The organism is Bittarella massiliensis (ex Durand et al. 2017), from assembly GCF_001486165.1.
Lineage (GTDB): Bacteria > Bacillota > Clostridia > Oscillospirales > Ruminococcaceae > Bittarella > Bittarella massiliensis.
The window spans coordinates 345,891-370,064 of sequence record NZ_LN908977.1 but is presented as its reverse complement, the minus strand read 5'-3'; the positions used below and the strand labels follow the sequence as shown (position 1 = coordinate 370,064).

21 protein-coding genes are annotated in these 24,174 nt (G+C 63.5%); 5 read left to right on the top strand and 16 right to left on the bottom strand.

What is annotated here, in order from left to right; translation table 11 throughout:
- Positions 1–11: 11 nt before the first annotated feature.
- Positions 12–1,367, top strand: a complete 1,356-nt coding sequence (locus BN3266_RS08750) for a PFL family protein (protein WP_021661518.1) — start codon at positions 12–14, stop codon at positions 1,365–1,367.
- Between the two features lie 443 nt (positions 1,368–1,810).
- Here the strand turns inward: BN3266_RS08750 and BN3266_RS08740 are convergent, their stop codons facing one another.
- The 6 genes from BN3266_RS08740 to BN3266_RS08715 all read right to left on the bottom strand — a co-directional run bounded on the left by BN3266_RS08740 (position 1,811) and on the right by BN3266_RS08715 (position 9,307).
- A complete protein-coding gene (locus tag BN3266_RS08740) occupies positions 1,811–2,188 on the bottom strand; it encodes a DUF4180 domain-containing protein (RefSeq protein ID WP_059004857.1) in 378 nt (125 codons plus the stop codon).
- A 326-nt stretch (positions 2,189–2,514) separates the two neighbouring features.
- Positions 2,515–3,720, bottom strand: coding sequence for an aspartate kinase (locus BN3266_RS08735; RefSeq protein WP_021661522.1), 1,206 nt, complete (start codon positions 3,718–3,720; stop codon positions 2,515–2,517).
- Between the two features lie 36 nt (positions 3,721–3,756).
- Positions 3,757–4,656 (bottom strand): homoserine kinase, encoded by a 900-nt coding sequence (thrB, locus tag BN3266_RS08730; protein ID WP_059004856.1) that lies wholly within the window; start codon positions 4,654–4,656, stop codon positions 3,757–3,759.
- Between the two features lie 51 nt (positions 4,657–4,707).
- Positions 4,708–5,943, bottom strand: a complete 1,236-nt coding sequence (locus BN3266_RS08725; RefSeq protein ID WP_021661524.1) for a homoserine dehydrogenase — start codon at positions 5,941–5,943, stop codon at positions 4,708–4,710.
- A 3-nt stretch (positions 5,944–5,946) separates the two neighbouring features.
- Entirely contained in the window at positions 5,947–6,387 is a 441-nt protein-coding gene (locus tag BN3266_RS08720; RefSeq protein ID WP_021661525.1) for an ACT domain-containing protein, read from the bottom strand.
- Positions 6,388–6,907: 520 nt separating this feature from the next.
- Positions 6,908–9,307, bottom strand: coding sequence for a transglycosylase domain-containing protein (locus BN3266_RS08715; RefSeq protein ID WP_052537744.1), 2,400 nt, complete (start codon positions 9,305–9,307; stop codon positions 6,908–6,910).
- Positions 9,308–9,530: 223 nt separating this feature from the next.
- Here BN3266_RS08715 and BN3266_RS08710 point away from each other — a divergent pair, with 223 nt between their 5' ends.
- Positions 9,531–9,737 (top strand): hypothetical protein, encoded by a 207-nt coding sequence (locus BN3266_RS08710; protein WP_059004855.1) that lies wholly within the window; start codon positions 9,531–9,533, stop codon positions 9,735–9,737.
- Here the strand turns inward: BN3266_RS08710 and BN3266_RS08705 are convergent.
- Complete coding sequence (locus tag BN3266_RS08705; RefSeq protein ID WP_075109723.1) at positions 9,725–10,654, bottom strand: LysR family transcriptional regulator; 930 nt, start codon at positions 10,652–10,654, stop codon at positions 9,725–9,727. The two genes, BN3266_RS08710 and BN3266_RS08705, sit on opposite strands and share 13 nt — an antisense overlap.
- 111 nt (positions 10,655–10,765) lie before the next feature.
- Here BN3266_RS08705 and BN3266_RS08700 point away from each other — a divergent pair, with 111 nt between their 5' ends.
- The gene (locus BN3266_RS08700) at positions 10,766–11,344 is read left to right on the top strand and encodes a chromate transporter (protein WP_059004854.1); all 579 of its coding nucleotides are present in this window, start codon (positions 10,766–10,768) and stop codon (positions 11,342–11,344) included.
- Positions 11,341–11,907, top strand: coding sequence for a chromate transporter (locus BN3266_RS08695; RefSeq protein WP_059004853.1), 567 nt, complete (start codon positions 11,341–11,343; stop codon positions 11,905–11,907). Before BN3266_RS08700 ends, BN3266_RS08695 begins: the two co-directional genes overlap by 4 nt.
- 89 nt (positions 11,908–11,996) lie before the next feature.
- On the opposite strand, the gene BN3266_RS08690 is transcribed toward BN3266_RS08695, so the two are convergent.
- From BN3266_RS08690 to BN3266_RS08665, 6 genes are all read right to left on the bottom strand, one after another.
- Positions 11,997–12,731: a GntR family transcriptional regulator gene (locus tag BN3266_RS08690; RefSeq protein ID WP_082671753.1), complete on the bottom strand. Its 735-nt coding sequence runs from the start codon at positions 12,729–12,731 to the stop codon at positions 11,997–11,999.
- Positions 12,718–14,031, bottom strand: coding sequence for an amidohydrolase family protein (locus BN3266_RS08685; protein ID WP_059004851.1), 1,314 nt, complete (start codon positions 14,029–14,031; stop codon positions 12,718–12,720). Before BN3266_RS08685 ends, BN3266_RS08690 begins: the two co-directional genes overlap by 14 nt.
- Positions 14,024–14,794: a phosphorylase family protein gene (locus BN3266_RS08680; RefSeq protein ID WP_059004850.1), complete on the bottom strand. Its 771-nt coding sequence runs from the start codon at positions 14,792–14,794 to the stop codon at positions 14,024–14,026. Before BN3266_RS08680 ends, BN3266_RS08685 begins: the two co-directional genes overlap by 8 nt.
- Before the next feature lie 3 nt (positions 14,795–14,797).
- Positions 14,798–15,607, bottom strand: a complete 810-nt coding sequence (locus tag BN3266_RS08675) for a nucleoside phosphorylase (RefSeq protein WP_059004849.1) — start codon at positions 15,605–15,607, stop codon at positions 14,798–14,800.
- A 142-nt stretch (positions 15,608–15,749) separates the two neighbouring features.
- Positions 15,750–16,370, bottom strand: coding sequence for a DUF1847 domain-containing protein (locus BN3266_RS08670; RefSeq protein WP_044993021.1), 621 nt, complete (start codon positions 16,368–16,370; stop codon positions 15,750–15,752).
- 811 nt (positions 16,371–17,181) lie between these two features.
- Positions 17,182–17,886 (bottom strand): hypothetical protein, encoded by a 705-nt coding sequence (locus BN3266_RS08665; RefSeq protein ID WP_154669038.1) that lies wholly within the window; start codon positions 17,884–17,886, stop codon positions 17,182–17,184.
- 291 nt (positions 17,887–18,177) lie between these two features.
- Here BN3266_RS08665 and BN3266_RS08660 point away from each other — a divergent pair, with 291 nt between their 5' ends.
- On the top strand, positions 18,178–19,944 hold the full coding sequence (locus BN3266_RS08660) for a phosphoenolpyruvate carboxykinase (GTP) (protein ID WP_059004847.1): 1,767 nt from the start codon (positions 18,178–18,180) through the stop codon (positions 19,942–19,944).
- Positions 19,945–20,090: 146 nt separating this feature from the next.
- Here BN3266_RS08660 and BN3266_RS08655 read toward each other — a convergent pair whose 3' ends face one another.
- The 3 genes from BN3266_RS08655 to BN3266_RS08645 form a co-directional block, all read right to left on the bottom strand.
- Positions 20,091–20,513 (bottom strand): YjdF family protein, encoded by a 423-nt coding sequence (locus tag BN3266_RS08655; RefSeq protein WP_021660441.1) that lies wholly within the window; start codon positions 20,511–20,513, stop codon positions 20,091–20,093.
- A 239-nt stretch (positions 20,514–20,752) separates the two neighbouring features.
- On the bottom strand, positions 20,753–22,192 hold the full coding sequence (locus BN3266_RS08650) for an MATE family efflux transporter (protein ID WP_059004846.1): 1,440 nt from the start codon (positions 22,190–22,192) through the stop codon (positions 20,753–20,755).
- Positions 22,193–22,350: 158 nt separating this feature from the next.
- Positions 22,351–24,105: a right-handed parallel beta-helix repeat-containing protein gene (locus tag BN3266_RS08645; protein WP_059004845.1), complete on the bottom strand. Its 1,755-nt coding sequence runs from the start codon at positions 24,103–24,105 to the stop codon at positions 22,351–22,353.
- Positions 24,106–24,174 lie beyond the last annotated feature (69 nt).

The window sequence follows — 24,174 nt, the reverse complement described above, 5'->3', positions numbered from 1 at the left end:
GAGGGCGGCTCATGATCAGCACCAACGAAATACTCGAGACCATCAAGATGATCCAGGAGGAGAGCCTGGACATCCGCACCATCACCATGGGCATCTCCCTGCTGGACTGCGCCGATTCCGACATCGACCGCTCCTGCGAAAAGATCTACCAAAAAATCACCACCCGCGCCCGCGACCTGGTCAAGGTGGGGGAGGAGATCGAGGGCAAGTACGGCATCCCCATCATCAACAAGCGCATCTCGGTCACCCCCATCGCCATGCTGCTGGGGGCCAGCGGCGGCGACCCGGTGAAGTACGCCCGCACCCTGCAGCGCTGTGCCGAGACGGTGGGAGTCAACTTCATCGGCGGGTACAGCGCCCTGGTGCAAAAGGGCTTTGGCCCCGGCGATTTGGAGCTCATCGAGTCCATCCCCGAGGCGCTGCGGGTCACCGACCGGCTCTGCTCGTCGGTCAACATCGGCTCCACCAAGGCGGGCATCAACATGGACGCCGTCCGGCTGATGGGCCAGATCATCCGCCAGAGTGCCGAGAACACCGCTGACCGCGACTGCGTGGGCCCCTCCAAGCTGGTGGTCTTCTGCAACGCGCCGGAGGACAACCCCTTTATGGCCGGCGCCTTCCACGGGGTGGGCGAGCCCGACTGCGTCATCCACGTGGGGGTCTCCGGCCCCGGCGTGGTGCGGGCCGCCCTCTCCAAGATGGAGGGGGGCGACCTGACCGACGTGGCCGACCTGATCAAAAAGACCGCCTTTAAAATCACCCGCATGGGCCAGCTGGTGGGGGCCGAGGCCTCCCGCGCCCTGGGGGTGCCCTTCGGCATTGTGGACCTCTCCCTCGCCCCGACCCCGGCGGTGGGGGACAGCGTGGCCCACATCCTGGAGGAAATCGGGCTGGAGCAGTGCGGCGCCCACGGCACCACCGCCGCCCTGGCCATGCTCAACGATGCAGTGAAGAAGGGCGGGGTCATGGCCTCCTCCGCCGTGGGCGGCCTCTCGGGCGCCTTTATCCCGGTATCGGAGGACGCGGGGATGATCGACGCCGCCCGCTCGGGCTGTCTGCTGCTGGAAAAGTTGGAGGCCATGACCGCCGTCTGCTCGGTGGGGCTGGACATGATCGCCGTGCCCGGCGACACCTCCGCCGACATCTTGAGCGCCATCATCGCCGACGAAGCCGCCATCGGGATGGTCAACTCCAAGACCACCGCCGTGCGGATCATCCCCGCCATCGGCAAAAAGGAGGGCGAAGAGCTGGAATTCGGCGGCCTCTTCGGCAGCGCCCCCATCATGAAGGTCAACTACGCCTCCCCCGCCAAGATGATCGCCCGCGGCGGCCGCATCCCGGCCCCGCTCCAAAGCCTGAAAAACTAGCGAACGGGCAGCGGCTGGTTTGCAGAGCAAATGCCAAAGCAGCGCTTTGGCAAAGCTGATGCCGCCAAGCAAACGGAGCCCGTTTGCGGGGCTGTGCTACAGAGCCTGAAAAACCAGCGAAAGGGCAGCGGCCGGTTTGCGGAGCAAATGCCAAAGCAGCGCTTTGGCAAGGCTGATGCCGCCAAGCAAACGGAGCCCGTTTGCGGGGCTGCGCTACAGAGTCTGAAAAACCAGCGAAAGGGCAGCGGCCGGTTTGCGGAGCAAATGCCAAAGCAGCGCTTTGGCAAGGCTGATGCCGCCAAGCAAACGGAGCCCGTTTGCGGGGCTGCGTTGCATATCCCTTGAAGCCAGCGAAAAAGGGTGGCGGCCATCACTCGGCCCCTCCCAATCGCAAAAAAGCCACCCATCCGGGTGGCTTTTTTATTTCAGCGAAGACAGCCGCTCTATCTCGCCGAGGCAGGCTGTCCCAGTTTGCACAGGGCCTCTTCCCTGCTGTCGGCAAAAAAGACCGCCCTCCCCCGGTTGCTCTCGCGAATAAAGTCCTTCAGGGCCTTGCTGGCATACCCCGAATGATCCCCCCAGATGGCCACCTGCACCCGGTACTGGACAAACTTCTCCAGCACCTCGCCCGCCAATCCGGTGCGGAGGTCAAAAAAGGATTCGGCGAGGGCTTCCTTCTCGATGGCGAGCTTGTGACACCCCATCTCAAATGCCGTCGCCGCAATCACGTCTAGGGCGGACGGCAGGTCACAAATGGCCCCCTGCACCCCTTCCAACACGGCGATGGACCCATCGCCAACGGCCTGTATCGTCCAATTCATCTCATCTCTCTCCTCTCTGTGAGCACCCTGTCCGCAGCAGGGCATTTTGGCAATCGAAACCACCGGTAAAATGGGCGGCTTGCATCGGCCCCGCAAGGGGGAATCGCAAATGTTTGCCTGCGCTGCGCGCGCCGCCGGCAAATCGGCAATTTCGGATGCCGTTTTGCGTCATCCGTCCCCACAGCCGCTTCCCTTTTTGCACCTCCGGCCCTTTCTTTCAGGAAGCCCTGTGCAAAAACGATCTGTCTCCCCGGCAAAATCGGGGGTTGGGGCGGTGGCGTTGCCACAAAAAAAGAGGGGGCGCTCCCCCCTCTTTTCTCTCCCGATTAGTCGTAAAAGGCGCCGTGGATGGCAGAGACCGCCCGGTCGGCGTCCGCCCGGTCGATGATGACCGAAATCTTGATTTCGCTGGTGGAGATCATCTTGATGTTGACGCCCGCATCCCCCAGGGCGGCGAACATGTCGGCGGCCACGCCGGGGTTGGACTGCATCCCCGCCCCCACGATGGAGACCTTGGCGATGTCGTCCTCGCTGTAGATCTTGGCGCCGGGGTAGCGGTGGCCGTGCCGCTCCAACACCGCCAGGGCCTCGTCCTTCTGGTCGTCGGAGATGGTAAAGCTGATGGCCTGGAAGCCGTCCTTTGGGGGGGTCTGCAAAATGATGTCCACGTTGATCTTGTGGTTGGAGAGCAAAGAGAAAATCTTGAAGGCGGTGCCCGGCTGGTCCGCCACCCCGTCCACCGTGATGCGCACCACGTGCTCGTCCTTGGCCACGCCCTTGATCAACATCTTTTCCATCTTTACATCCTCCTTCACAATGGTGCCCGGCACCCGGCTCAGGCTGGAGAGCACTTCGATCTGCACCCCAAATTTTTTCGCCATCTCCACCGAGCGGTTGTGCAGCACCTGGGCGCCCAGGGTGGCCAGCTCCAACATCTCGTCAAAGGAGATCTCGTCGAGTTTCTTTGCGTTTTTCACCTTGCGGGGGTCGGCGGTGTAGACCCCGTCCACGTCGGTGTAGATCTGGCAGGTGTCGGCGTGGAGCGAGGCCGCCAGCGCCACCGCCGAGGTGTCGGACCCGCCCCGGCCCAGGGTGGTGATGTCGTCGAACTTGTTGAGCCCCTGAAAACCGGCCACCACCACGATGCTGCGCCGATCCAACTCGGCCTGCAGCCGCTCGGTGTCCACCCGGTGGATGCGGGCGTTGGAGTAGTTGCTGGTGGTGAAAAAGCCCGCCTGCCAGCCGGTCAGGGAGATGGCCGGATAGCCCATGGCCTCAATGGTCATGGCCAGCAGGGCACAGCTCTGCTGCTCCCCGCTGGAAAGGAGCATATCCATCTCCCGCTTGGAGGCGTTGGGATTGAGTTCCGCCGCCTTTTCGATCAAGTCGTCGGTGGTGTCCCCCTGGGCGGAGACCACCACCACCACACTGTTGCCCGCTTTGTAAGTATCCGTGACAATCTGCGCCACATTGCGCACCCGCTCGGCATCCCGCACCGAGCTACCGCCGAATTTCTGCACGACCAAAGCCATGGGAATCCCTCCTCTTTCTTCTCATCACTCTTATATCTATTCGCAGACGCGCACCGTTGCCCCCTGATTGTCGGGGCGAAGTTTGACCAGTTCAAAGGCCCGGGTCTCTCGCTGGGCCTGGAGCAGGGCGGCCGCCCGGTCGCCAAAGGCGGCGTTCTGCGCGTCCACCAGGGCGAGGATGGTGGGGCCGGCGCCGCTGACAAAGACCGCCAGGGCCCCGCACTCGTAGGCGATGTCGAAGACCCGCTGCCCCCCCTCGATCAGCCCCAGCCGGTAGGGTTGGTGCAGCCGGTCCCCCGCCGCGACCCGGATGTTTTCCAGCTTGCCGGTGCAGATGGAGGTGGCCATCAGCGCCGCCCGGGAGAGGTTATAGACCGCGTCCTTGTGGCTGACCTGGGGCGGCAGCGCCGCCCGGGCCACCTCGGTGGAGAGGCTAAAATTGGGGATAAAGGCCGCAAAGTGCATCCCCTCGTCCAGTTCCTTTTTCACGTAGTAGACGTGCTCCTCCTCGAGCACGGCGGAGACAAAGCCCCCCAGGATGGCCGGGGTGGAGTTGTCGGGGTGCCCCTCCAGATGGGCGGCCATATCCACCAGCTCATCTCTGGTGAGGGGCTCGCCCAGCAGGGTGTTGGCCCCCAACAGCCCCCCCACGATGCAGGCCGAGCTGCTACCCAGCCCCCGGGTCATGGGGATGTTGTTGACCTGCTCGATGCGCAGCCCCCGAAAGGGGCGGCCCACTCGCTGATACAGGGCCTTGGCGGTGCGGTAGATGAGATTGTCCTCCCCGGTGGGGACGGGCCGCCCGTCGCGGGAGGAGATGGCCGGGCCGTCCCACTCCTCCATGTAGATTTCATTTTGCAAATTGAGGGCCAGCCCCAGCGAGTCAAAGCCTGCGCCGATGTTGGCGCTGGTGGCCGGCACGGTGATGTGGATCACGAATGAGTCCCTCCAATGGTCAAAATTTGCATCCCCTCGCGGGGCGTCGGATCAGTAGGGCAGCACCTTCAGGGCGGTGGCCACCTTGGCCCAATCGGGCAGGGCGGCGATGCCGGCGGCAAAGGCCTTGCCGCTCTGGGCGGGGAGGATGCAGACGATCCCCTCCCCGCTGGGCTGCACCAGTTCGGGCGCGCCAAAGGCGGCGGCCGCGGCCTTGGAGAGGGCCTCCTGTGAGCCGCCCTCCAGCCGCAGGTAGCGGCGCAGCACGTCCTCCGCCGGGTCGGCCAGGAACTCCTCCTCGCTCTTGACCCAGAAGAGGGTGCGGTGGACGTCCTCGCTCTTGACGCAGTCGATGATGTCGCTGACCACGGCGCTGGCAGTGGGCAGCTTGCCCGCCCCCCGGCCGTAAAAGAGGACGTCGCCCAGCATGTCGGAGCGCACCAGGATGCCGTTGTACACGTCGCTCACCGAGGCCAGCTGGCTCTCCCCCGGCAGCAGGGCCGGGCAGACCTCGGCCAACACCCGCCCGTCCTCCAGCCGCTTGGCCCGGCCGATGAGTTTGATGGCGTAGCCCAGGCGCTCGGCGGCCGCCATGTCGGCGGTGGTGATGGCGCGGATCCCCTCGGTGGGCACCTGGGCGGGAAAGATGTGCCGCCCAAAGGCCAGGGAGCCGAGGATGCAGATTTTGCGGCAGGCGTCGTGTCCGTCCACGTCGGCCGAGGGGTCGGTGGTCTCGGCGTACCCCAGGCTCTGGGCCAGCTTCAGCGCCTCGTCAAAGGAGAGGTCCTCCCGCTTCATCTTGGTGAGCATGAAGTTGGTGGTGCCGTTGAGGATGCCGGCGATCTCGGTGAACTCGTTGGCCGCCATGCACTGGTAGATGGGGCGGATGATGGGGGTGCCGCCCCCCACGCTTGCTTCAAAGAGGAACTGGATCCCCCTCTCCTTGGCGATCTGCAGCAGCTCCCAGCCGTGGGTGGCCACCAGCTCCTTGTTGGAGGTGACCACGCTCTTGCCGGCCAGCAGGCTGTCCTTTACAAACTGGTAGGCGGGTTTCAGCCCGCCGATGGACTCCACCACCACCGAGACCTCGGGGTCTTTCAAGACCACCCCGAAATCCTTGCAGAGCTTCCCCTCGTTGGGGTCGCCGGGGAAGTCGCGGATGTCGCAGATGTATTTGACGGCGATGGGCTGCCCGGCCTTGCGGGCAATGCCCTCGGCGTTTCTCTCAATGACCTCGGCCACGCCGGAGCCAACGGTGCCGTACCCGATGATTGCTACCTGTATCATTTGCTACTCTCCTAACAATTGCTTTAATTCCACGATCCCACCCAACTGCCCGATCTCCTCGGTCAGCTCCTCCAGCGGGAGGCAGGCGCTGCCCATGCGAAAGGAGATGGTCACCGGGGCGACCCCGTCGATGGGGATGGATTGGTTGATGGTGAGGATGTTGGCGCCGCTGTTTGCGATGGTGTTGATGACCCGGGAGAGGACCCCCGGCTCATCCCGCAGGGAGAAGGAGAAGGTGCACAGCTGCCGGCTGTCCCCCGCTGGGCGATAGACCCGGTCTTTGTACTTGTAGAAGGCGCTGCGGGAGATGCCCACCTTCTTCACCGCCTCGCTGGAATTTTTGGCAAGGCCCTGGGCCAGCATCTCCTTGGCCTCCACCACCTTTAAAAACACCGGGGGCAGCGCCCCGGTATCCACCAGCAGAAACTTGGGTGTGTCCTGCATAAGTCCACCTCACAAACACTGTTGTTTTTCTGTAAGATACAGTATAGCGCCATCTGCCCAAATTGACAACCATTTTTTTGCCGAAACCCTCCAAAACTCGTTTCCTTTTGTTGACTTCGGCGATTCCCCCAAAAAAATGGCGGATTGGGGGGTGAGGACGGGCGGTATCACCGTCGGGGTCCCCGACGGATCTCCCCGGCGAAACTGGCGGGGCACACACCAGCCCGAAAGGGCGCGATACGGGCTTCGCCCCCGCAAGGGGCGTCGCATTTTTTCATCGCACTGTCGCCGGTAAAGCGATGCCGTCGGAGTTTATTGCGCATCGCCCATCCCCCGGCCTTTCGCTTGCACCTTTGGCGCCCCTCTGTTCAGGATGCCCTGTGTCAAAGCAGCTATCTTCCCCGGCAGGACCGGGGCCTTGGGGTGCCAAAGCTGCAAAAAAAGAGGGCCGAGCGGCTTGGCTGCCGCCCGGTCCTCAAAATCTGTCAACTGTGTGCCGTCCGCTCCCAGGCGGGGGAAATCACTGCTTGGGGGCCGCCTGGCTGGAACTCACCGGCGGCACCACCGGTTTGCTGGAAGAGCTGGCTGAACTGGAGGAATTGGAAGAGCTGGAGGCGCTGGAACTGGCCGAACTGGACCCGCTCGACGAGGCCGCCGAACTGCTCTGCGGCTTTTGCTCCTCCTCTACCGGGGGATCGCCCTCGTGCACCCCGGAACAGGTCTCGGGGATATTGGAGGTCTTGTACCAGCCCACCGCAGTCTCGGTGCACTTGTCGGAGGCCAGCAGCCCGCTCTTGACGCAGTAGGTCTTCTGCACCACGCCGGAGGCGTTGGGGAAGTTCTTGTAGGCCTTGCCAGAACTGATCTGGCTCATGATGTTCTTCCAGATGGCGGCAGGGGGATAGCCGCTCTCGGACACGCCGTACTTGGAGTCGTAACCCCACCAGACGCCGGTCACGTAATAGGGGTTCATCCCCACAAACCACACGTCGCGGGGCAGGTTGTTGTCGGTGTCGGAGTCGGTGGTGCCGGTCTTGCCCGCCAGGGGCATGGAGCCGTAGCGGAACGAGGCGGCGGTGCCCCCCGACTGCAGGACCTGCTGGAGCATCTGGTTTGTCACCTTGGCGGTGGACTCGGAGAAGGCGCGGTTGCTGCCGAACTCGCTGCCGTCGAGCACCACGTTGCCGAACTGGTCCTCCACCCGGGTGTAGGTGCGGGGCTCGTAGTAGACCCCGCCGTTGCCGAAGACGGCGTAGGCGGCCGTCACCTCCAGGGGGGAGATGCCGTCCGTCAGCATCCCCAGGGCCAGGCTGTCGTCCACATCGCTCTCGGTGAGGGTGGTGATCCCCAGCTTTTCCTTCAAGAACTCATAGCTGTTTTTGGCGCCGACTTTCTGGATGGTCCGCACCGCCACGGTGTTGACCGACTTTTTCAAGGCGGTCTCGGCGGTCATCTTCCCCTTGTAGCCCGCGTAGTAGTTCTTGGGCCAGGGGCGGCCGTTGAGGGTCTTGACCGGGGAGTCGTCCATGACGGTGGAGTAGGTGATCAGATCCTGCTCGATGGCCGGCCCGTAGGCCGCCAGGGGTTTCATGGTGGAGCCGTTGGAGCGGCCGGCCACTACCGCCCGGTTGAGGGCCCGGTTGACCGTCTTCTCGCCCCGGCCGCCCACCAGGCCCAGGATGTTGCCCTCGAAATCCATCACCACCGCCGCCGATTCGGGGCGGATGGTGACCTCGCTCTTGTTGCCCTCCTCGTCGGTGACGGTCTCTTTTCTGGACACGTTGGGGAAGCTCTTGTCGTTTTCGTAGACCGATTCCAGGGTGTTTTGGACCGAGGTGTCCACGGTGGAGTAGATGCGCAGGCCGCCGGTGTAGAGGTAGTTGGTGGCCTCCTCTTTGGTGTAGCCGTATTTCTCCATCAGGTGGTCGATGACGTCGTCGATCATGTAGTCGGTGAAGTAGCTCTCGATCTTCTGGGCGTTGGCGGCGTACTCCTCGCTCTTGAATTCGGGCTCGGTATTGACCGCCTCGTCGTACTCCTCCTGGGTGATGTAGCCCAGTTCCAGCATCTTGCTGAGCACGTAGTCCCGCCGGGTCTTGTTGTTTTCGGGGTGGATAAAGGGGTTGTACTCGGAGGGGCTCTGGGTCATGCCGGCGATGGAGGCGCACTCCACCAGGGAGAGTTCAGACACGTCCTTGCCGAAGTAGACATAGGCCGCCGCCTGCACCCCGTCGGTGTTGTTACCCAGGTGGAAGGTGTTGAGGTAGGCCTCCAGGATGTCCTCTTTCGAGTACATCTTCTCCAGGTTCAGGGCGCGGAAGATCTCCCGCGCCTTGCGGGCATACCCCTCCAAAAAGTTGGTGGACTTGTCGTGGGTGATGTTTTTGATGAGCTGCTGGGTGATGGTGGAACCGCCCGGCCGCCCCTTGTAGATGGGGATGATCTCGTTGACGGTGGCGGCGATGGTGCGCTTCCAGTCCACCCCGTGGTGCTTGTAAAAGCGCTCGTCCTCCACCGCCACCACGGCGTGGATCATATTTTCAGGGATGTTCTCATAGTCCACCCAGATGCGGTTTTCGGCCGAGTTGAGGCGGGTCACTTCCACCTCTTCACCCGACCCGTCCTTGCCGTATACAATGGTGGTAAAGGCCAGCTTTACATTTTCCAGGCTCAAGATCTGGTCGTCGTTTTTCATGGTGCTGAAGACGTACATCATGAAAGAGGTGGCCGCAATGGACACCACGATCACCAGGATAAAGAATACCGTCAGGCAGACCTTGAACCATTTTCTCTCCCGCAGTTTCCGCTTGGGGCCCTTTTGGCCCTTTTTCGAGGCGGCGTTTGCGGCGGTCTGCTTGGTGGTTCCCTTCTTTTTCTCCGACGGGGACTTGCCGCCGTCCGGCGATTTTTGGTTGGGCACAAGCATAACCTCCTTCCAATGGTAAGTTATTATAGCATATACCGTCGATTTTGTTAAACCGATTTTTCTGCATATTCATTTATTTTTAAGAGAATACTGGACTCGAGAGGTGATTGATGTGACGAAAAACCGGTGGATTCTCTCGACCGTGACCGCTTTTCTCTGCTGCGCGGCCCTATTTCTTTCCAGCTTGTTGGTAGGATGGCACCGCGGCGCCGACTCTATGCAGACCGAGGCCCCTTCCCGCTATCTTCTGCGGGTGGAAAACGGGCAGCTGGCCGTCTACGCCGGCGGTTCCGGCCAGCCCGAACTCTGCGGAGAGGTGACCCTCAGCGCCCTGCCGGAAGAGGAGCAACAACACCTGCTGCAGGGCGTCTGGGCGGAGAGCCGCCAGGAGCTGGAGGGGCTGTTGCAGGACTATTCCAGCTGAGCGCGTCCCCCGCCCCCCTGTCGGCCCGGCCCTTTGGCCGGGCCGCTTTTTGCGCCGGTGCAGATTTCCAAAAAGGCGGTGGCCGCCGGGGTCAGGTACTTGTTTTTGTGGTAGACCGCGCAGAGGCTGCGCACCAGGGGCATCCCCTCCACCGCCAGGCGGCAGAGGGCGCCGGAGGCCAGTTCTTCGGCGGCCAGCCGCACCGGCAGCACGGCGATCCCCAGCCCCTGGCGGGCGGCCTCCTTCAGCGCCCGGGTGGAGCTGGATTCCCAGGCGGGACTCACCTCCATCCCCCGGGTGATGAGGGCGCTCTCAAAGACCTTGCGGGCGCCACTGCCCGCCTCCCGCAGCAGGAGGGGCTGGTGGGCCAACTCGCCCGGCGGCAGGGGCTGGCGGGCCAGCAGCGGGTGGCCGGGGCGGCAGAAAAGGCCCAGCTCGTCCTCCAAAAAGGGGTGGGCGGCCAGTTGGCCGTCCCGGGCGGGGCCGTCCATCAGCCCCATATCCAGCCGGTTTTCCAGCAGGAGGCCCTCGATGGTCTCGCTGCTGTCCACCCGCACCTGCACCTCCACCTCCGGCCAGGCGGCGGAAAACCGCTCCACGCAGCCGGGGAGGAACTCGCTGCCGACGGTGATGCTGGCGCCGATGCGCAGCCGGCCGCCCCGGCCGCCGGGCATCTCCTCCTCCAGCTGGTCGATGAGGTCGAGGATCTGCCCGGCCCGGGCCAGCAGCTGCCGCCCCGGCTCGGTGATGTGCAGCCGCCGGGAGATGCGGTCGAAGAGCCGGACGCCGTAGTGGCTCTCCAGCTCCGAGATGGCCAGGCTCACCGCCGGCTGGGTCATGTAGAGGCGGCGGGCCGCCTCGGTGGCGCTGCCGCACTGGCAGACCGCCGTGAAGATGCGCAGGTGGCGCAGGGTCATCCCGATCCCCTCCCTTTCATAAGTGATTCGATATTCATTTTATAAAATTATATTATTTTACTTATTAAAATGCAAGGCGTATACTGGGGGTGAAAAGAGAAAGAGGAGGCCATGCAGTTGGCAAAGAGAGATTTGCGGTTTTACTGGAAGCTGTTTTCTTCCACCTTCACCCTCAGCGCCTTTACCTTTGGCGGCGGGTATGTCATCATCCCCCTGATGCGCAAGAAGTTTGTGCAGCAGTACCACTGGCTGGAGGAGGACGAGATGCTCGATTTGACGGCCATCGCCCAGTCCTCCCCCGGGCCCATCGCCGTCAACGCGGCCATCATCATCGGCTACCGCCTGGCGGGGATGTTGGGGGCCCTGGTGGCCATTGCGGGCACGGTGCTGCCCCCCCTGATCATCCTCTCGGTGATCTCCCTGTTCTACCAGGCCTTTCGGGCCAACCAGGTGGTGGCCAACGTCCTGCGGGGGATGCAGGCCGGGGTGGCGGCGGTCATCGTCGATGTCACCGTCACCATGGGCTGGGGGGTCGCCAAGGAGAAGAACATCCTCTCCATCCTGATGATGGCGGCCGCCTTTGTGGCGACCTATGTCTTTAACGTCAACGTGGCCTTCATCGTGCTGGCCTGCGGCCTCATCGGCTTTCTCTGCTTCCGGCAGAAAAAGAGCGGGGAGGTGTCCAAATGATCTACCTGCAGCTGCTGTGGAGCTTCTTCCAAATCGGCCTGTTCAGCTTTGGGGGCGGCTACGCCTCCATGCGGCTGATCCAAAACCAGGTGGTCACCCTGCACCACTGGCTGGACATGACCCAGTTTGCCGACATCATCACCATCTCCCAGATGACCCCCGGGCCGGTGGCCATCAACTCGGCCACCTTCGTGGGCACCCACATCGCCGGGTTCTGGGGCTCCATCGTCGCCACCATCGGCTGCGTGATCCCCTCCTGCATCATCGTCATCGCCCTGGCCAAAATCTACACCAAGTACCGCCAGCTCGACGCCATGCAGGCGATTTTAAAGGGGCTGCGGCCGGCGGTGGTGGCCCTCATCGCCTCGGCGGGGCTGTCCATCCTCATCCTCTCCCTCTGGCAGGGGGGCGCGGTGAGCTGGTCGCCCGCCAGCGTCGACTGGATCTGCGCCGCGATGTTTGCCGCCGCCCTCTTCGTCCTGCGCAAGTGGAAACCCAACCCCATCTGGGTGATGGTGGGCTGTGGGGTCCTGGGCGCCATCATCTTTCCCTTTCTGGGCTGATCCCTTCCCCCGACACGGCCTCCCCTGCCCCCAAGGCAGTCAGAGAGGGTCGGCGCAGCGTTGCTGCGCCGACCCTCTCTCTTTTTTGTCTACAGGGACTGCCTGCCGAGGCGGATCTTGTAGCGAAAGACGTCGGTGTCCACATAGTCCTTCTCAAAGCAGATCGGCCGGTTGTCCGCGCTCAACCACAGAGAGGAGATCAGCAGTGCCGGCTTCTCCCCCCACAGGGGCGAGTGGTGAAACTCCACCCCCTTTAAATGGGTGACTGAAAAGCTGCTGGTCAGGTGATCCACCCGGGTGTGAAAGAGCAGTTCCAGCTCTCCGAGGGAGCGGGCCACCCGCTCACAGGCGTAGAGCTGGCTCTCCACCGCCAGTTGGCCGTCCAAAAAGTAGGCCGCCGGCACCATGGCAAGGCTCTCGCCGCCCGCCTCCAACTGGCTGTCCAAAAAGTCGTCCCGCTGGCCGAGCCGGACCGGGCCGGGCTGCACCTGCAGGGGGAGGTGCAGCCGCTCCAGCCGCTCGCGCACCGTCAGGCAGGCGGCGGGGGCCGCGTCCTCCGGGCTGGGCAGCCGCTGGGTGACAAAGGTGCCGCTGCCGTGACGGGTGCTGACATAGTCGTCCTCCTGCAGGAGCACCAGCGCTGTGCGAAGGGAGGTCCGCCCCACCCCCATCGCCTCGGCCAGCTTCGCCTCGCTCATCAGCTTTTCACCCGGGGCAAACGCGCCGGAGGCGATCAGCTCCCGCAGCCTGCGGTAGGCCAACAGGTAGAGGGGGGTGCGGTCCACCTCGTCCAGACGCAGTCTCTGCAGTTCACTGTCTCTCATAGATCCCCCTGATCACCCGTTCGCACCTGGCCATGATCGCCTCGGCGTCGATATCCACAAACTGCTTGCCCCGCAGGCGGACCGCCCCTTCCACCAGCACCGTGTCCACCTGAAAACCGGTGCCCGCGTGCAGGAAGTTGGAGAGCTGTGTCTCCTCCCCCACCAGGGAGACCTCCTGCATGTCCACCAAAATCAAATCCGCCCGGTTGCCCACCGCCACCCGGCCCAGGTCGTCAAAGCCGAGGGCGCGGGCGCCGTTTTCGGTCATCATCCGGTAGCACAGGGATTCCGGCAGGGCCTGCGGCCGGCCGGTGACCACCTTTTGCAGCAGCGCCCCGGCGTGCATCTCCCGCACCATGTCCCGGTTGGAGCTGGACGCCTCGCCGTCGCACCCCAGGGCGAGGTGCACCCCCTTGGCCGCCATCCGGTCGATGGGGGGGATGCCGTCGCTGATCTTCATGTTGGTGCAGGGGCAGTGGGCGACGGTGGCCCCGCTCTCGGCAATCATGTCCAGCTCCCGCTCTTCCAGCCAGATGCTGTGGGCGAGGATGGTCTTTTCGTCCAGGATGCCGTAGCGGTAGAGGGCCTCCCCCTCGCCCCAGCCGGTGCGGGCGCGGATCTGCTCCGTCTCCATCCGCCCCTCCGCCAGGTGGGTGTGGAAGGTGAGTCCCCGCTCCCGGGAGAAGGCCTTGAGGGCCTGCATCAGCTCCTTGCTGCAGGCGGGCAGTCCCAGCGGCGCCACATCGGTCCGGATCAGGCCGCCGTTCGTGTTGTGAAAGCGGGTGTAGATGTCCTCTGCCTGCCGCAGGGAGTTGTCCAGCCCCACCATGTAGGTCTTTTCGTTCTCGGCGACATCGGTGGCGCCCAGCCCCATCACCACCCGCAGCCCCGCCCTGTTGTACGCCTCGGCGGCGGCATCCACCCAGGGGTATTGGATCATGTCGTGAAAGGTGGTCACCCCAAAGCGCAGCCCCTGCAAAAGGCCCAGAAGGGTGCCATAAAAGTACTCCTCCTCGCTCAAGATCTGCTCGGTGGTGAGCATCTTCACCAGCCAGTTGGTGATGGCCAGCCCGTCCATGTGCCCCTTTTGCAGGGACTGCACCAGGTGGGTATGGGTGTCCACAAAGGCCGGCATGCAGAGCATCCCCCCCGCCTCCAGCACCGTCTCCCCCTCCCCCGGGGTCAGGGGGCCGATCGCGGCGATTTTTCCGTCCGCGATGCGGATGTCCGCATCCGCCGCCGTCAGGTCGTCGAACCGAGCCAGTTTGCAGTTTTTTATGAGCAGTGTTCCCCTATCCATCTCTCTTCGCCATCCTCTCTATCGCCCGCACGGCGATCTCGTAACAGGTGTGCAGCCGCCCCTCCAACTGCGCCGGTGAAAGGGCGTCGCCCCCCGACAGGTTGCCCTTTGCCACGTAGAGAGCTCCCGTCCGCATCCCCAAAATGGTGCCCAGCACAAACAGGGCGGAGGTCTCGTGCTCGATCAGCTCCACCCCGAGGGCGCGCCACCGAGCCGCTCGCTCCCCGCCGTCCGGGGCAAAGGGGCTTTCCAGGTAGTAGGCGTCGTGGCTGCGGAAGATGCCCGAGCGAAGGCGCTCCCCCCGCTCCCCCGCCGCGGCCAAAATCTCCTCCCACAACTCCGGGTCGCTGACGGCGGGGTATTCGGGGCCCACATACTCCCTGACGGTCCCCTCTCCCCGCACGCTCGCGGTGGCCGTCAACAGCGCGCCCGGGGCACAGTCGGGCTGCAGGGCAAAGCCCGCCCCCACCTTGAGCAGGGCGGTACAGCCGAGGTGAAAAAGCTCCTCCGCGGCAATGGCCATGGGCATGCACCCGTTCCCGGTGGACATGACGCTGACGGGCACCCCGCCCGCCGTCCCCGTGTAGGTCAGGTATTCCCGGTTGCGGCCGGTCTCCACGGCGCCCTCCAACAGCCCGGCGATCACCGGGACCTGTTCCATCTCCGCAGTCAGGATCACCGACGGGGCCACCTCTCCCACCCCCAGGCCCAGGTGGTGGATCTTGCCCCTCTCGTCCATCAATTTTTTACTGGCAAACGGCACGGTCTACTCCCCCTCTCCCTCTCGCAGCAGTTCGACGGCCCGCATCGACGCCCTGGTGGCGACCTCCACCCGCCGTTGCAGCCACTGGGGGTCTTTTTGGGCGGCGGCCGCCAGCGCCTCTTCCCGGTGCTCGTCAAAGAGACTGCCCATGGCGATGCAGATGGAGCCGGTCTTGATCCCCAGCAGGTGCCCCAGGGAAAACAGGGTGCCGCTCTCGTTCTCGAGCAGCTGCACATTGGTGTCCCGCCAGATTTGAATGCGCTCAAAGAGGCCGGGGTGCGCCCCGGGGGACTCCATATAAAAGCAGTCGTGCGAGCGGTAGAGGCCCACCACCGGCTCCTCCCCCAGCTCCCGGCAGGCCCGGCGCAGGGCGCTCACCACCCGGTAGTCGGCCACGGCGGGGAACTCGGGGGGCAGATACTCCTGCGAGGCCCCCTCCCCCCGGACGCAGCCGGTGGCGATGACCAGCGTCCCCGGGGAGAAGGGGAGCTGTATCGCCCCGCCGGTCCCCACCCGGATCACCGTGTCCACCCCCAGGTGTGAGAGCTCCTCCAGTGCCAGGGAGACGTTCATGCAACCCATCCCCGAGGACATGACCGAGATGGGCGCGCCCCCCGAAGTCTCCCCCGTATAGGTGGCAAAGGCGCCGCGCTGCCCCACAAAATGGGGCGCAGCAAACAACCTCTGCATCGCCTCACACCGGCCCGGGTCCCCCGGCATCAGCACCGCTGGCGCCACCTCTCCCCGCGCAAGGCCGATGTGGCGCAGCCGCCCCGTCTCGTCCCAGTCGGGTTTGCTCTGGTAATAGCGCAAACCGATCCCTCCACTCTTCACTTGTGTTATCACCATTATATTTTATATATTTCAATCAGTCAATATCAATTTTATATTCAATTTATCAAAATTAAGGCAAAAAAAGCCGCCGCCCAGGGGGGGCAGCGGCTTGGAACCGGCGCTAGACCTTATCTTTAAAATAGGAGTGGGCACAGTAGAGGGCGCCCGCCGGGTTGTGGGCCAGGGCCCTGTCCTTGGTGACCAGGGTGGTGGTGGGCGCCTGGGCGTATTTGTAAAAGAGGGAGTCGTGCCCCACACAGAGGCCGATGACAATGTTGAACTCGGTCTGCTGCTCATTTAAGAGCATGGCCTGGGCGATGGGGTTGCACATGGGCTCGAACTGACCGGGGTGGACCTTGTCCTCCTCCCCCAGACCCACCTGCTCCTTGGGCACCCCGCCGGCCTTGCAGATGGCCGAGACCACCGTAAAGCCGTGGGCGCGAAAGATCTCGCAGGCGATCCGCCCCTCCTCCTTCAGGCCGCCGCAGAAGGCCACCCCCAACTTCTGGTAGCCCATGGCCTTGCAGAACTCGGTGATCTCCCGCACCCGGGGCCAGCGGCCGTAGCCGGTGGCCTCGATCTTGGAGCTCTCCAGGTAGAACTTGTGGTTTTCCTCTTCGCCGTATTTGGCGAAGGCGGCCTCCATCAGCGGGGTGTTGCGGATGGGGCAGTTTTTGGGCAGCTTCTCAAAGTCGCCGGACTGGCAACCGTGAACGGTGCAACTTCCACAGGTGTAGTACACGATCTCTCTCCTCTCTGCGGGCCGCGGTCTTGGTGGCCCTTTCCCCCATGATACCTCGACCCAGGCGGAGAAGCAATCGCTTTTCCCATCGGGAATTTAGATGGGGACCCCAACCTCTGTGGACTCCTTCTCACCCGTGGGGCAGCCCGTCTCGGTCCTCTCGTTTGCGGCAGGGAAAGGCGGCGGACAAGGCAGGGGAAAGGGCCACGGCTGCAGCCACCCCATGCCGGGGCCATGGCGGTTCATCTCGGCCCTCCTCGTTTGCAGCAAAGGAAAGCGACCATCGAGACAGGGGAAGGGGCCCTGGCTGCGGCCACCCCGCGCTGAGGCCAGGGAGGCCTGTCCCGGCCCTCCCCACTTGCGCTAAAGGCGAGGGGACCTAAAGCAAAGAGGAAGAGGGCCCGGCTGCTACCGCCCCGCGCCGGGACCAGGACGGCCCGCTCTGCTCACAGTCCGCTGTCCAAGGTCATGGCAGTCTCTCTTTTTTCCCAATCGGCGGCCGTCAGCTCCCTTGGCTCCTCAGTGGTAAAGGGAGCGGGAGTATATCCACCGCCAGGGAGCAGCCCTGTCCCGGCAGGCTCAGTGCAAGAGGCTCACCTCAGGGCGGCAAAGACCCGCTCTAGGCTCTTTTTAGGGTCCCTGCTCTGCGGCGCTGTGCCGGTGGCGGCCAGCGCGCCGCCCAAACGCCGCTTCAGCGAGCGCGCCTGAAAGTTCCGCCCCACAGCCGGGTCGCCTGCCTCTCCTCTGCTGCCATCCCTTCACAACAGGAGAGGCCGGCCTTGCGGCCGGCCTCTCCCCACGCATTGGGCGTCTATTCTACGATGGTGCCCCCCAGGAGGGCGTAGAGTTCCTTGGTCTCCTCGTCGCTGGCGCCGGTGAAGTAGTAGATGCCGCTCTCCCCCTCCAGGCGGACGGCGCAGCCGCTGCCGCCGTTGAGGTAGAGGTGGGCGCTCTCGCCGTTTGCCAGCAGGTACTGGCCGCGGAAGGTGCCGTTGAACTCCTTCACCTGGCTCTCGGCCTTCTGGCGCCGGGGCAGCTCGCTCTGCAGGGTGATTTTGGCCCCGGAGAGGGGCACCTCCCCCTTTTCGCCCCCGGCGATCACCAGGGTGCCGTCCTGCACGGTGTAGCTGTTGGGGGAGAAGGCAAAGGTAAAGCTGACGGAGAAGTAGAGGAATCCGGTGAGGATGCCCGCCAGCACAAAGACCAGCTTCATGGTCTTTGTCCCGGCGCTGACAAAGGTCTTGCAGAGAAAGCGGACAAACAGCCCCAGGTAGATGCCCATGAACAGCTCTTTATAAAAATAGAGATTGCACAGGGACAGCACCCCCGAGACAGCGGCCGCCGCTCCCATGAGGTAGAGGCTGCGCACGGCGCTGGTCTTGCGCTTTGCCTCCATCTCCTGCATCTCTTCCTCGCTCATGTCGGGGTTGTAGTAGGTGACAAACAGGGTGAGTTTGCCGGTCTGGGTGAGATAGCCCAGGGCGGCCATGGCAACGGCCAACAAAATAGGTAGCACGGGTTGTCCTCCTTGCAGGGCGGGCCTGGCCGCCTGTGTTTTTTCGATAACTTTTAGTCTATCACAGACGACCCCAAAAAGCCAGAAGCATTTTTTGAATGCTGTTAATTTTCTGTCAATGACCGTCATATTCGTCGTTTGCTACAATGTGAAACGACTATAATTATGCAAATTCACCTAATAAAACGGCGTTTTCAAGTTGAAATCTCACCTTTTCTTCGCTATAATGGTAAACAGGAAAAGTTGTTTTTTTACAACCAAAACCGCACTTTAGAAAGGGGCATATCACCTATGACGAACAACAAGAATGTCTTGAACTGGGTCGACGAGATGGTCGCGCTGTGCAAGCCGGACAAGGTTGTCTGGATCGACGGCAGCAAGGAGCAGCTCGAAGAGATCCGCGCGCTGAGCGTCTCCACCGGCGAGATGGTCAAGCTCAACGAGGAAAAACTCCCCGGTTGCTATATTCACCGCACCGCTGAAAACGACGTGGCCCGTGTCGAGGGCCGCACCTTCATCTGCACCCGCAACAAAGAGGATGCCGGTCCGACCAACAACTGGGAGGACCCGAAGGTCATGTACGAGAAGCTGGGCGCCATGTTTGACGGCGTCATGAAGGGCCGCACCATGTATGTCATCCCCTACTGCATGGGCCCCGTCGGCTCCAAGCTGTCCAAAGTCGGCGTCGAGCTGACCGACTCCACCTACGTGGTGCTGAACATGGCCATCATGACCCGCATGGGCCAGGCCGCCTGGGATCACCTGGGCGACGAGTCCAACGACTTTGTCCGCGGCCTGCACTCCAAAGCCGACATCGACGAGGAGAAGCGCTACATCGTCCACTTCCCCGAGGACAACACCATCTGGTCCATCAACTCCGGCTACGGCGGAAACGTGCTGCTGGGCAAAAAGTGCTTTGCTCTGCGCATCGCCTCCTTCCAGGGCAAAAACGAGGGCTGGATGGCCGAGCACATGCTCATTTTGGGCCTTGAGAACCCCCAGGGCGAGGTCAAGTACGTGACCGCCGCCTTCCCCTCTGCCTGCGGCAAGACCAACCTGGCCATGCTCATCCCCCCCGAGATCTACCAGCAGAAGGGCTACAAAGTCTGGACTGTCGGCGACGACATCGCCTGGATGCGCATCGGCGACGACGGCCGCCTGTGGGCCATCAACCCGGAGAACGGCTTCTTCGGCGTCGCCCCCGGCACCAACATGAAATCCAACCCCAACGCCCTGATCTCCACCCAGAAAGACACCATCTTCACCAACGTGGTGCACAACCTGGACGAGAACACCGTCTGGTGGGAGGGCCTGGACAAGAACCCGCCGAAAAACGCCCTGGACTGGAAGGGCAACAAGTGGGATCCCGAGAGCGGCGTCAAGGGCGCACACCCCAACAGCCGTTTCACCGCCCCCGCCATCAACTGCCCCTGCATCAGCTCTGAGTTCGACAACCCCGAGGGCGTGCCGGTGACCGCCATCGTCTTCGGCGGCCGCCGCGCCAAGACCGCTCCCCTGGTCTACCAGGCCAGAGATTGGGAGCACGGCGTCTTCGTCGGCTCCATCATGGCCTCTGAGACCACTGCCGCCGCCACCGGCGCTGTCGGCGTGGTCCGCCGCGACCCCATGGCCATGCTCCCCTTCTGCGGCTACCACATGGGCGACTACTTTGCCCACTGGCTGGAGATGGGCAAGAAGCTGGGCGACAAGGCCCCCAAAATCTTTAACGTCAACTGGTTCCGCACCGACAACGAAGGCCACTTTATCTGGCCCGGGTTCGGCGACAACATGCGGGTGCTGGAGTGGATCATCAACCGCTGCGACGGCAAGGCCGACGCCGTTGAGACCCCCATCGGCTACGAGCCCAAGCCCGAGGACATCAACCTCGAGGGACTGGACATCGACCTGGAGACCCTGAAGGGTCTGCTGAGCGTGGATGTGGACCTCTGGAAAGAGGAGGCCAAGGGCATTCACGAGTTCTACGGCAAGTTCGGCGATCACCTGCCCAAGGAGCTGGCTCACCAGCTGGAGATCCTGGAGGAGAACCTGAACAAGTAACCTTCCCCTTTCGTGCGACAAAGGGCCTGCGCAACATTGCGCAGGCCCTTTTTGCATCCCCCGCCTCTCAAAAGGGGGCGGGAACGCGCCAAACGCGCCCGGCGGGCTTTTACCGCCGGGCGCGTTTGACCTGTGGGCGCGGGCCCCTAGTGGCCCCGGTGTTTCTCCCGCCGCTTTTCCTGGCGCAGGGCAAACTGCCGCTCCCGCTCGGCCTCCCGCTGCTGGCGGGTAAAGGTGCGGCGCTCTTTCTTGCCCGCTTCCCGCTGCAGTTGCAGCGCCTGCTGGGCCTTGGTGCCGTTCCCCCGCCCTTCCAGCGCGCGGCGGATGACCCGCTGCATCCGCTTGGGGTTCACCCGTCTGTCACCCGCTGGGTCCTCCCCCGCGACCGGGGGGCTGAAGCGCAGCCGGTCCCACCCCGCGAGCATCCGCTCGTAGACCTGGTAGTCTTTGGGCTCGGCGCCGAAGGTGATCTTGCAGACCTCCACCCGGCCGTCCTCCCACCGCTCGTAGAGCCCGACCCAGAACGGGTCCTCAAAGTACACGGTCAGTTTCGCTCTTGTCTGTACCACAGACGATCCCTCCTTTAAAGAGAATATCCTGCGGGGCGCCTGTCGGCGCACCCAGCGGAGAAGGGACAACCAAAGGAGGCAGGTTACTGACGGCTTGCGCCGCGCCTGGACTACCCGACCAGGCCGTGTTTTTATCCCCGCAAGGCCATTCTACACCCTTTTAGGGGGGAGTCAAGGGCAAACAGGAGCGCCCCGACTGCTATCCGTCGGGGCGCTCCTGTTTGTTTTCGTGTGGCGGGTCAATCGGCCTTCTGGGGCTGGGGTGCGGGCTCTCCCTGTGGAGAAGCCACCCCCTCCCGGGGCATGGCGGCGATCTGCGCGTTTAGCTGCCGGAAGAAGAGGAGGACGATCGGCACGCAGGCCAGGGCGGTCACCAGGTCGGCGATGGGCTGGCTGCACTGCACCCCCAGCACCCCGATGAGGGAGGGCAGGGTGTAGATGAGGGGGAGGAAGAACAGCCCCTGCCGGGCCACCGAGATGAAGGTGGCCTGCCGGGGTTTGCCCAGGGACTGAAAGAGCATGTTGCTGATGACGATGAAGGAGTGCAGGGGCAGGCTGCAGCATTGCAGGCGAAAGGCCAGGGCGCCGATGGCGATGACCACGGGGTCGTCCCGGCGGAAGATGGCCATGATCTTGGGGGCGAGGGCAAAGCCCGCCGCCGAGAGGACCAGCAGCCCGCAGAAACCCACCTTCAGGCAGAAGAGGTAGGCCTTTTTCACCCGGTCATAGCGGCCTGCGCCGTAGTTGTAGCCGCAGACCGGCTGAAAGCCCTGCCCAAAGCCCAGCATGGCCGAGAGGATGAACATGAACACCCGCCCCACCACCGACATGGCGGCCACCGCCGGGTCGCCGTAGGCCCGCGCCGCCACATTCAGGGAGATGGAGGCAAAGGAGGCCAGCGCCTGCCGGAAAAAGGACGGCATGCCGGTGACTACGATTTTTTGGTAGAGGTCCCAGCGCAGGCTCACCTTGCGGATGTTGATGCGCACGGTGCTGCGGCGAAAGAGGTAGTTGGAGAGAAGGATGCAAAAGCTGATGCACTGGCTGAGCAGGGTGGCGATGGCTGCCCCCGAGATGCCCATGTCGAAGACAAAGATGAAGAGGGGGTCCAGAGCGATGTTGAGCACCCCGCCGGTGGCGATCCCCACCATCGAGAGGACCGCCTTCCCCTCGGAGCGCAGGTCGTTGTTCATCACAAAGGAGGCGCACATGATGGGCGCGCCGAAGAGGATGTAGCGGGCGTAGTCCTGCGCGTAGGGCAGAATGGTCTCGGTGGCACCCAGCAGCCGCATCAGGTTTTTCATGGACAGAAGGCCGATGACCGTGATGCAGAGCCCCAGGAGCAGGGCGGTAAAAAAGGCGGTGGAGGCCACCCGGTCGGCCTCGTCCTTCTTCTCCTGTCCCAGCAGGCGGGAGATGTTGCTCCCCGAGCCCATGCCCAGGGTAAAGCCCACCGCCTGGATGATCGCCATCAGGGAGAACACCACCCCGACGGCGCCGGTGGCGCTGGTGCCCAGTTGGCTGACAAAAAAGGTGTCCGCCATGTTGTAGATAGAGGTCACCAGCATGCTGATGATGGTGGGGACGGCCAGTTTGCCGATGAGCCGTCCCACCGGTTCGGTGGTCATCTTGAGGAATTGGGCGCGGTCCTCGGTCGCGCCGGAAGGTTCGCTTGCCATGGGTCCATCACCTGTCTTTCTCGCTGTAACGTATTGTTCACATGTATTATAAGACCCCGTTTTTCAAATGTAAAGCGCCCTCCTCCCCCGTTTTGCGCAAAAAGAGAAGGGGGACGGCCGTCCCCCTTCTCTCCTTTGGCTCTCTGTCTGTCCGCTCCCTAGCGGGCGCTGGCCTTCCGCTTCTTCAGCACCACCAGTGCCGCCGCGCCGAGGGCGGCTGCCAGGCCGGCCCCCAGCAGGATAGCGCTGTCGCCGGTGATGGGGGTGTCGGCCTTCTCCCCCTCGCCGGGCTGCTCCTCCGGGGTGTCGCCGGGCTCCTCCTCGTCCGGCGGGGTGGTCTGGGAACCGGTGGCGGGGATCTCCACCGCCGCCCGGGCATAGCCGCAGACGCTACACACCTCGTGCTTGTTGCCGACCTCGGTCTCGGTGGCCTCTTTGTCGATCACCCAGACAAAGGTGTGGGCGGCGCGCTCGCTCTCGGCGCCGCACTCGCAGCTCTTCCAGTGCTCGGCCGCATCGCTCTGCCAACTGCCGTACTGGTGGCTGTGCTCTACAAACTGGCCGTTCTCGGGGTCCAGCAGCAGACCGCCGTTTTCCGGGTTGACAATGGCCTCGCTGGGCTTGGTGGTGGCCAGTTCCAGGTAGACAAAGGGCTTTTCCTCCGCCGCCTTGCTCTCGTAGCTGACCGCCGCGCCCTCGGCGAAGGTGAGGGTGGCTTTGCCGTATCTGTCGTCCAGGTTCACGCCGTACCAGGAGTGTTCCCCGGTCACGGCCCGGAAGGTCCCCTCAATGGTCACGTTGGAACTGTTGTTGACCAGCGGCGCCCCCGTCTTGGCGGCGCTGTGGTCCAGCTCTACATTGCGCAGGGTCACCCCGTCGGCGCCCCAGATGTCCAGGGCGTGTTTGTTGGCCGCGGTGGCTACCAGCTGCAGGTCCTCCAGGGTCACGCCGTCGGCCTCCACCTTCACGAGGTTGATCTGGCCGTGGCTCCCCATCTGGAAATTGTCGGCCGCGGTGATGGTGTGGCCGCCGCCGCGGATGCTCACCCCGTCGGCGCGGAGGTAGACCATCTCGCTCACGGCGATGTCCTCGGTCAGCTCCACCGTGGTGCCGGGGCGCAGGTTGTCCGAAATCTGCTTGACAAAGTTCGACTTGTTGTCGACCTTGATGGTCAGCCCCTCCAGGGACACCTTGTCCCCGCTCACGCCGGGGTTCCAGGCATAGCCGTACACCTCGTCGGAATAGCCCGCATAGGTGTTGTTGGCAAAGTCCTGGGTCACGTTTTTCACCGTCACCGAGCCCGAGGTGACCGACTTGGCGCTGATCCAGGAGGCCATCTCCACCCCTTCGATGACGGTGTTGCCCGCATCGGCGCTGCTGATGTAGATGGAGCCGCTGCTGACAGAGCCGTCGGGGGCTTGGAGCGTGCCCAGCACAATGTCTTTCAGGGTCAGGTCCTTGCCGCCCATCAGCTCGACGGCCTTGTTGCACTGGCCGTCGTAAAAGCTGTTGGGGTTCCCCTTGAGGGTCAGGTTCTCCAGGGTGACGCCGTCGCCGCCGACGGTGACGAAGTTCTGCCCGGCCCAGTTGCCGGTGGCGGGGTCGTACGAGCTGGTGATCGAGACCTCGCCCTCGCCGCGGATGCTCAAATCATCGACAAAGAGGGGGAACACAAACCCCTTCTCCACCCCATTGATGTTTGCCACAACGTCCAGACAGTCGTCTCCCAGGTCGTAAAGACCCGCTTCCAGCACCCAGGTCTGCCCGTCTTTCTGGTTGTGGATGGCCTCCACCAGCTCCTGCGAGCTGGAGATGCGGACCGTCTCCTCCCCTTTGGCCAGGGTCTGGGCGGGGACCGCTGCCGCCACCAGTCCCAGGCTCAACAGGACCGACAGCACTCTCTTCATCTTCATGGTTTCCCTCCTGTAAAATGAGTTTGTTGGCGGGGGCGGCCGCAGTGGCCGCCCCCTGCTAAAAAGGTG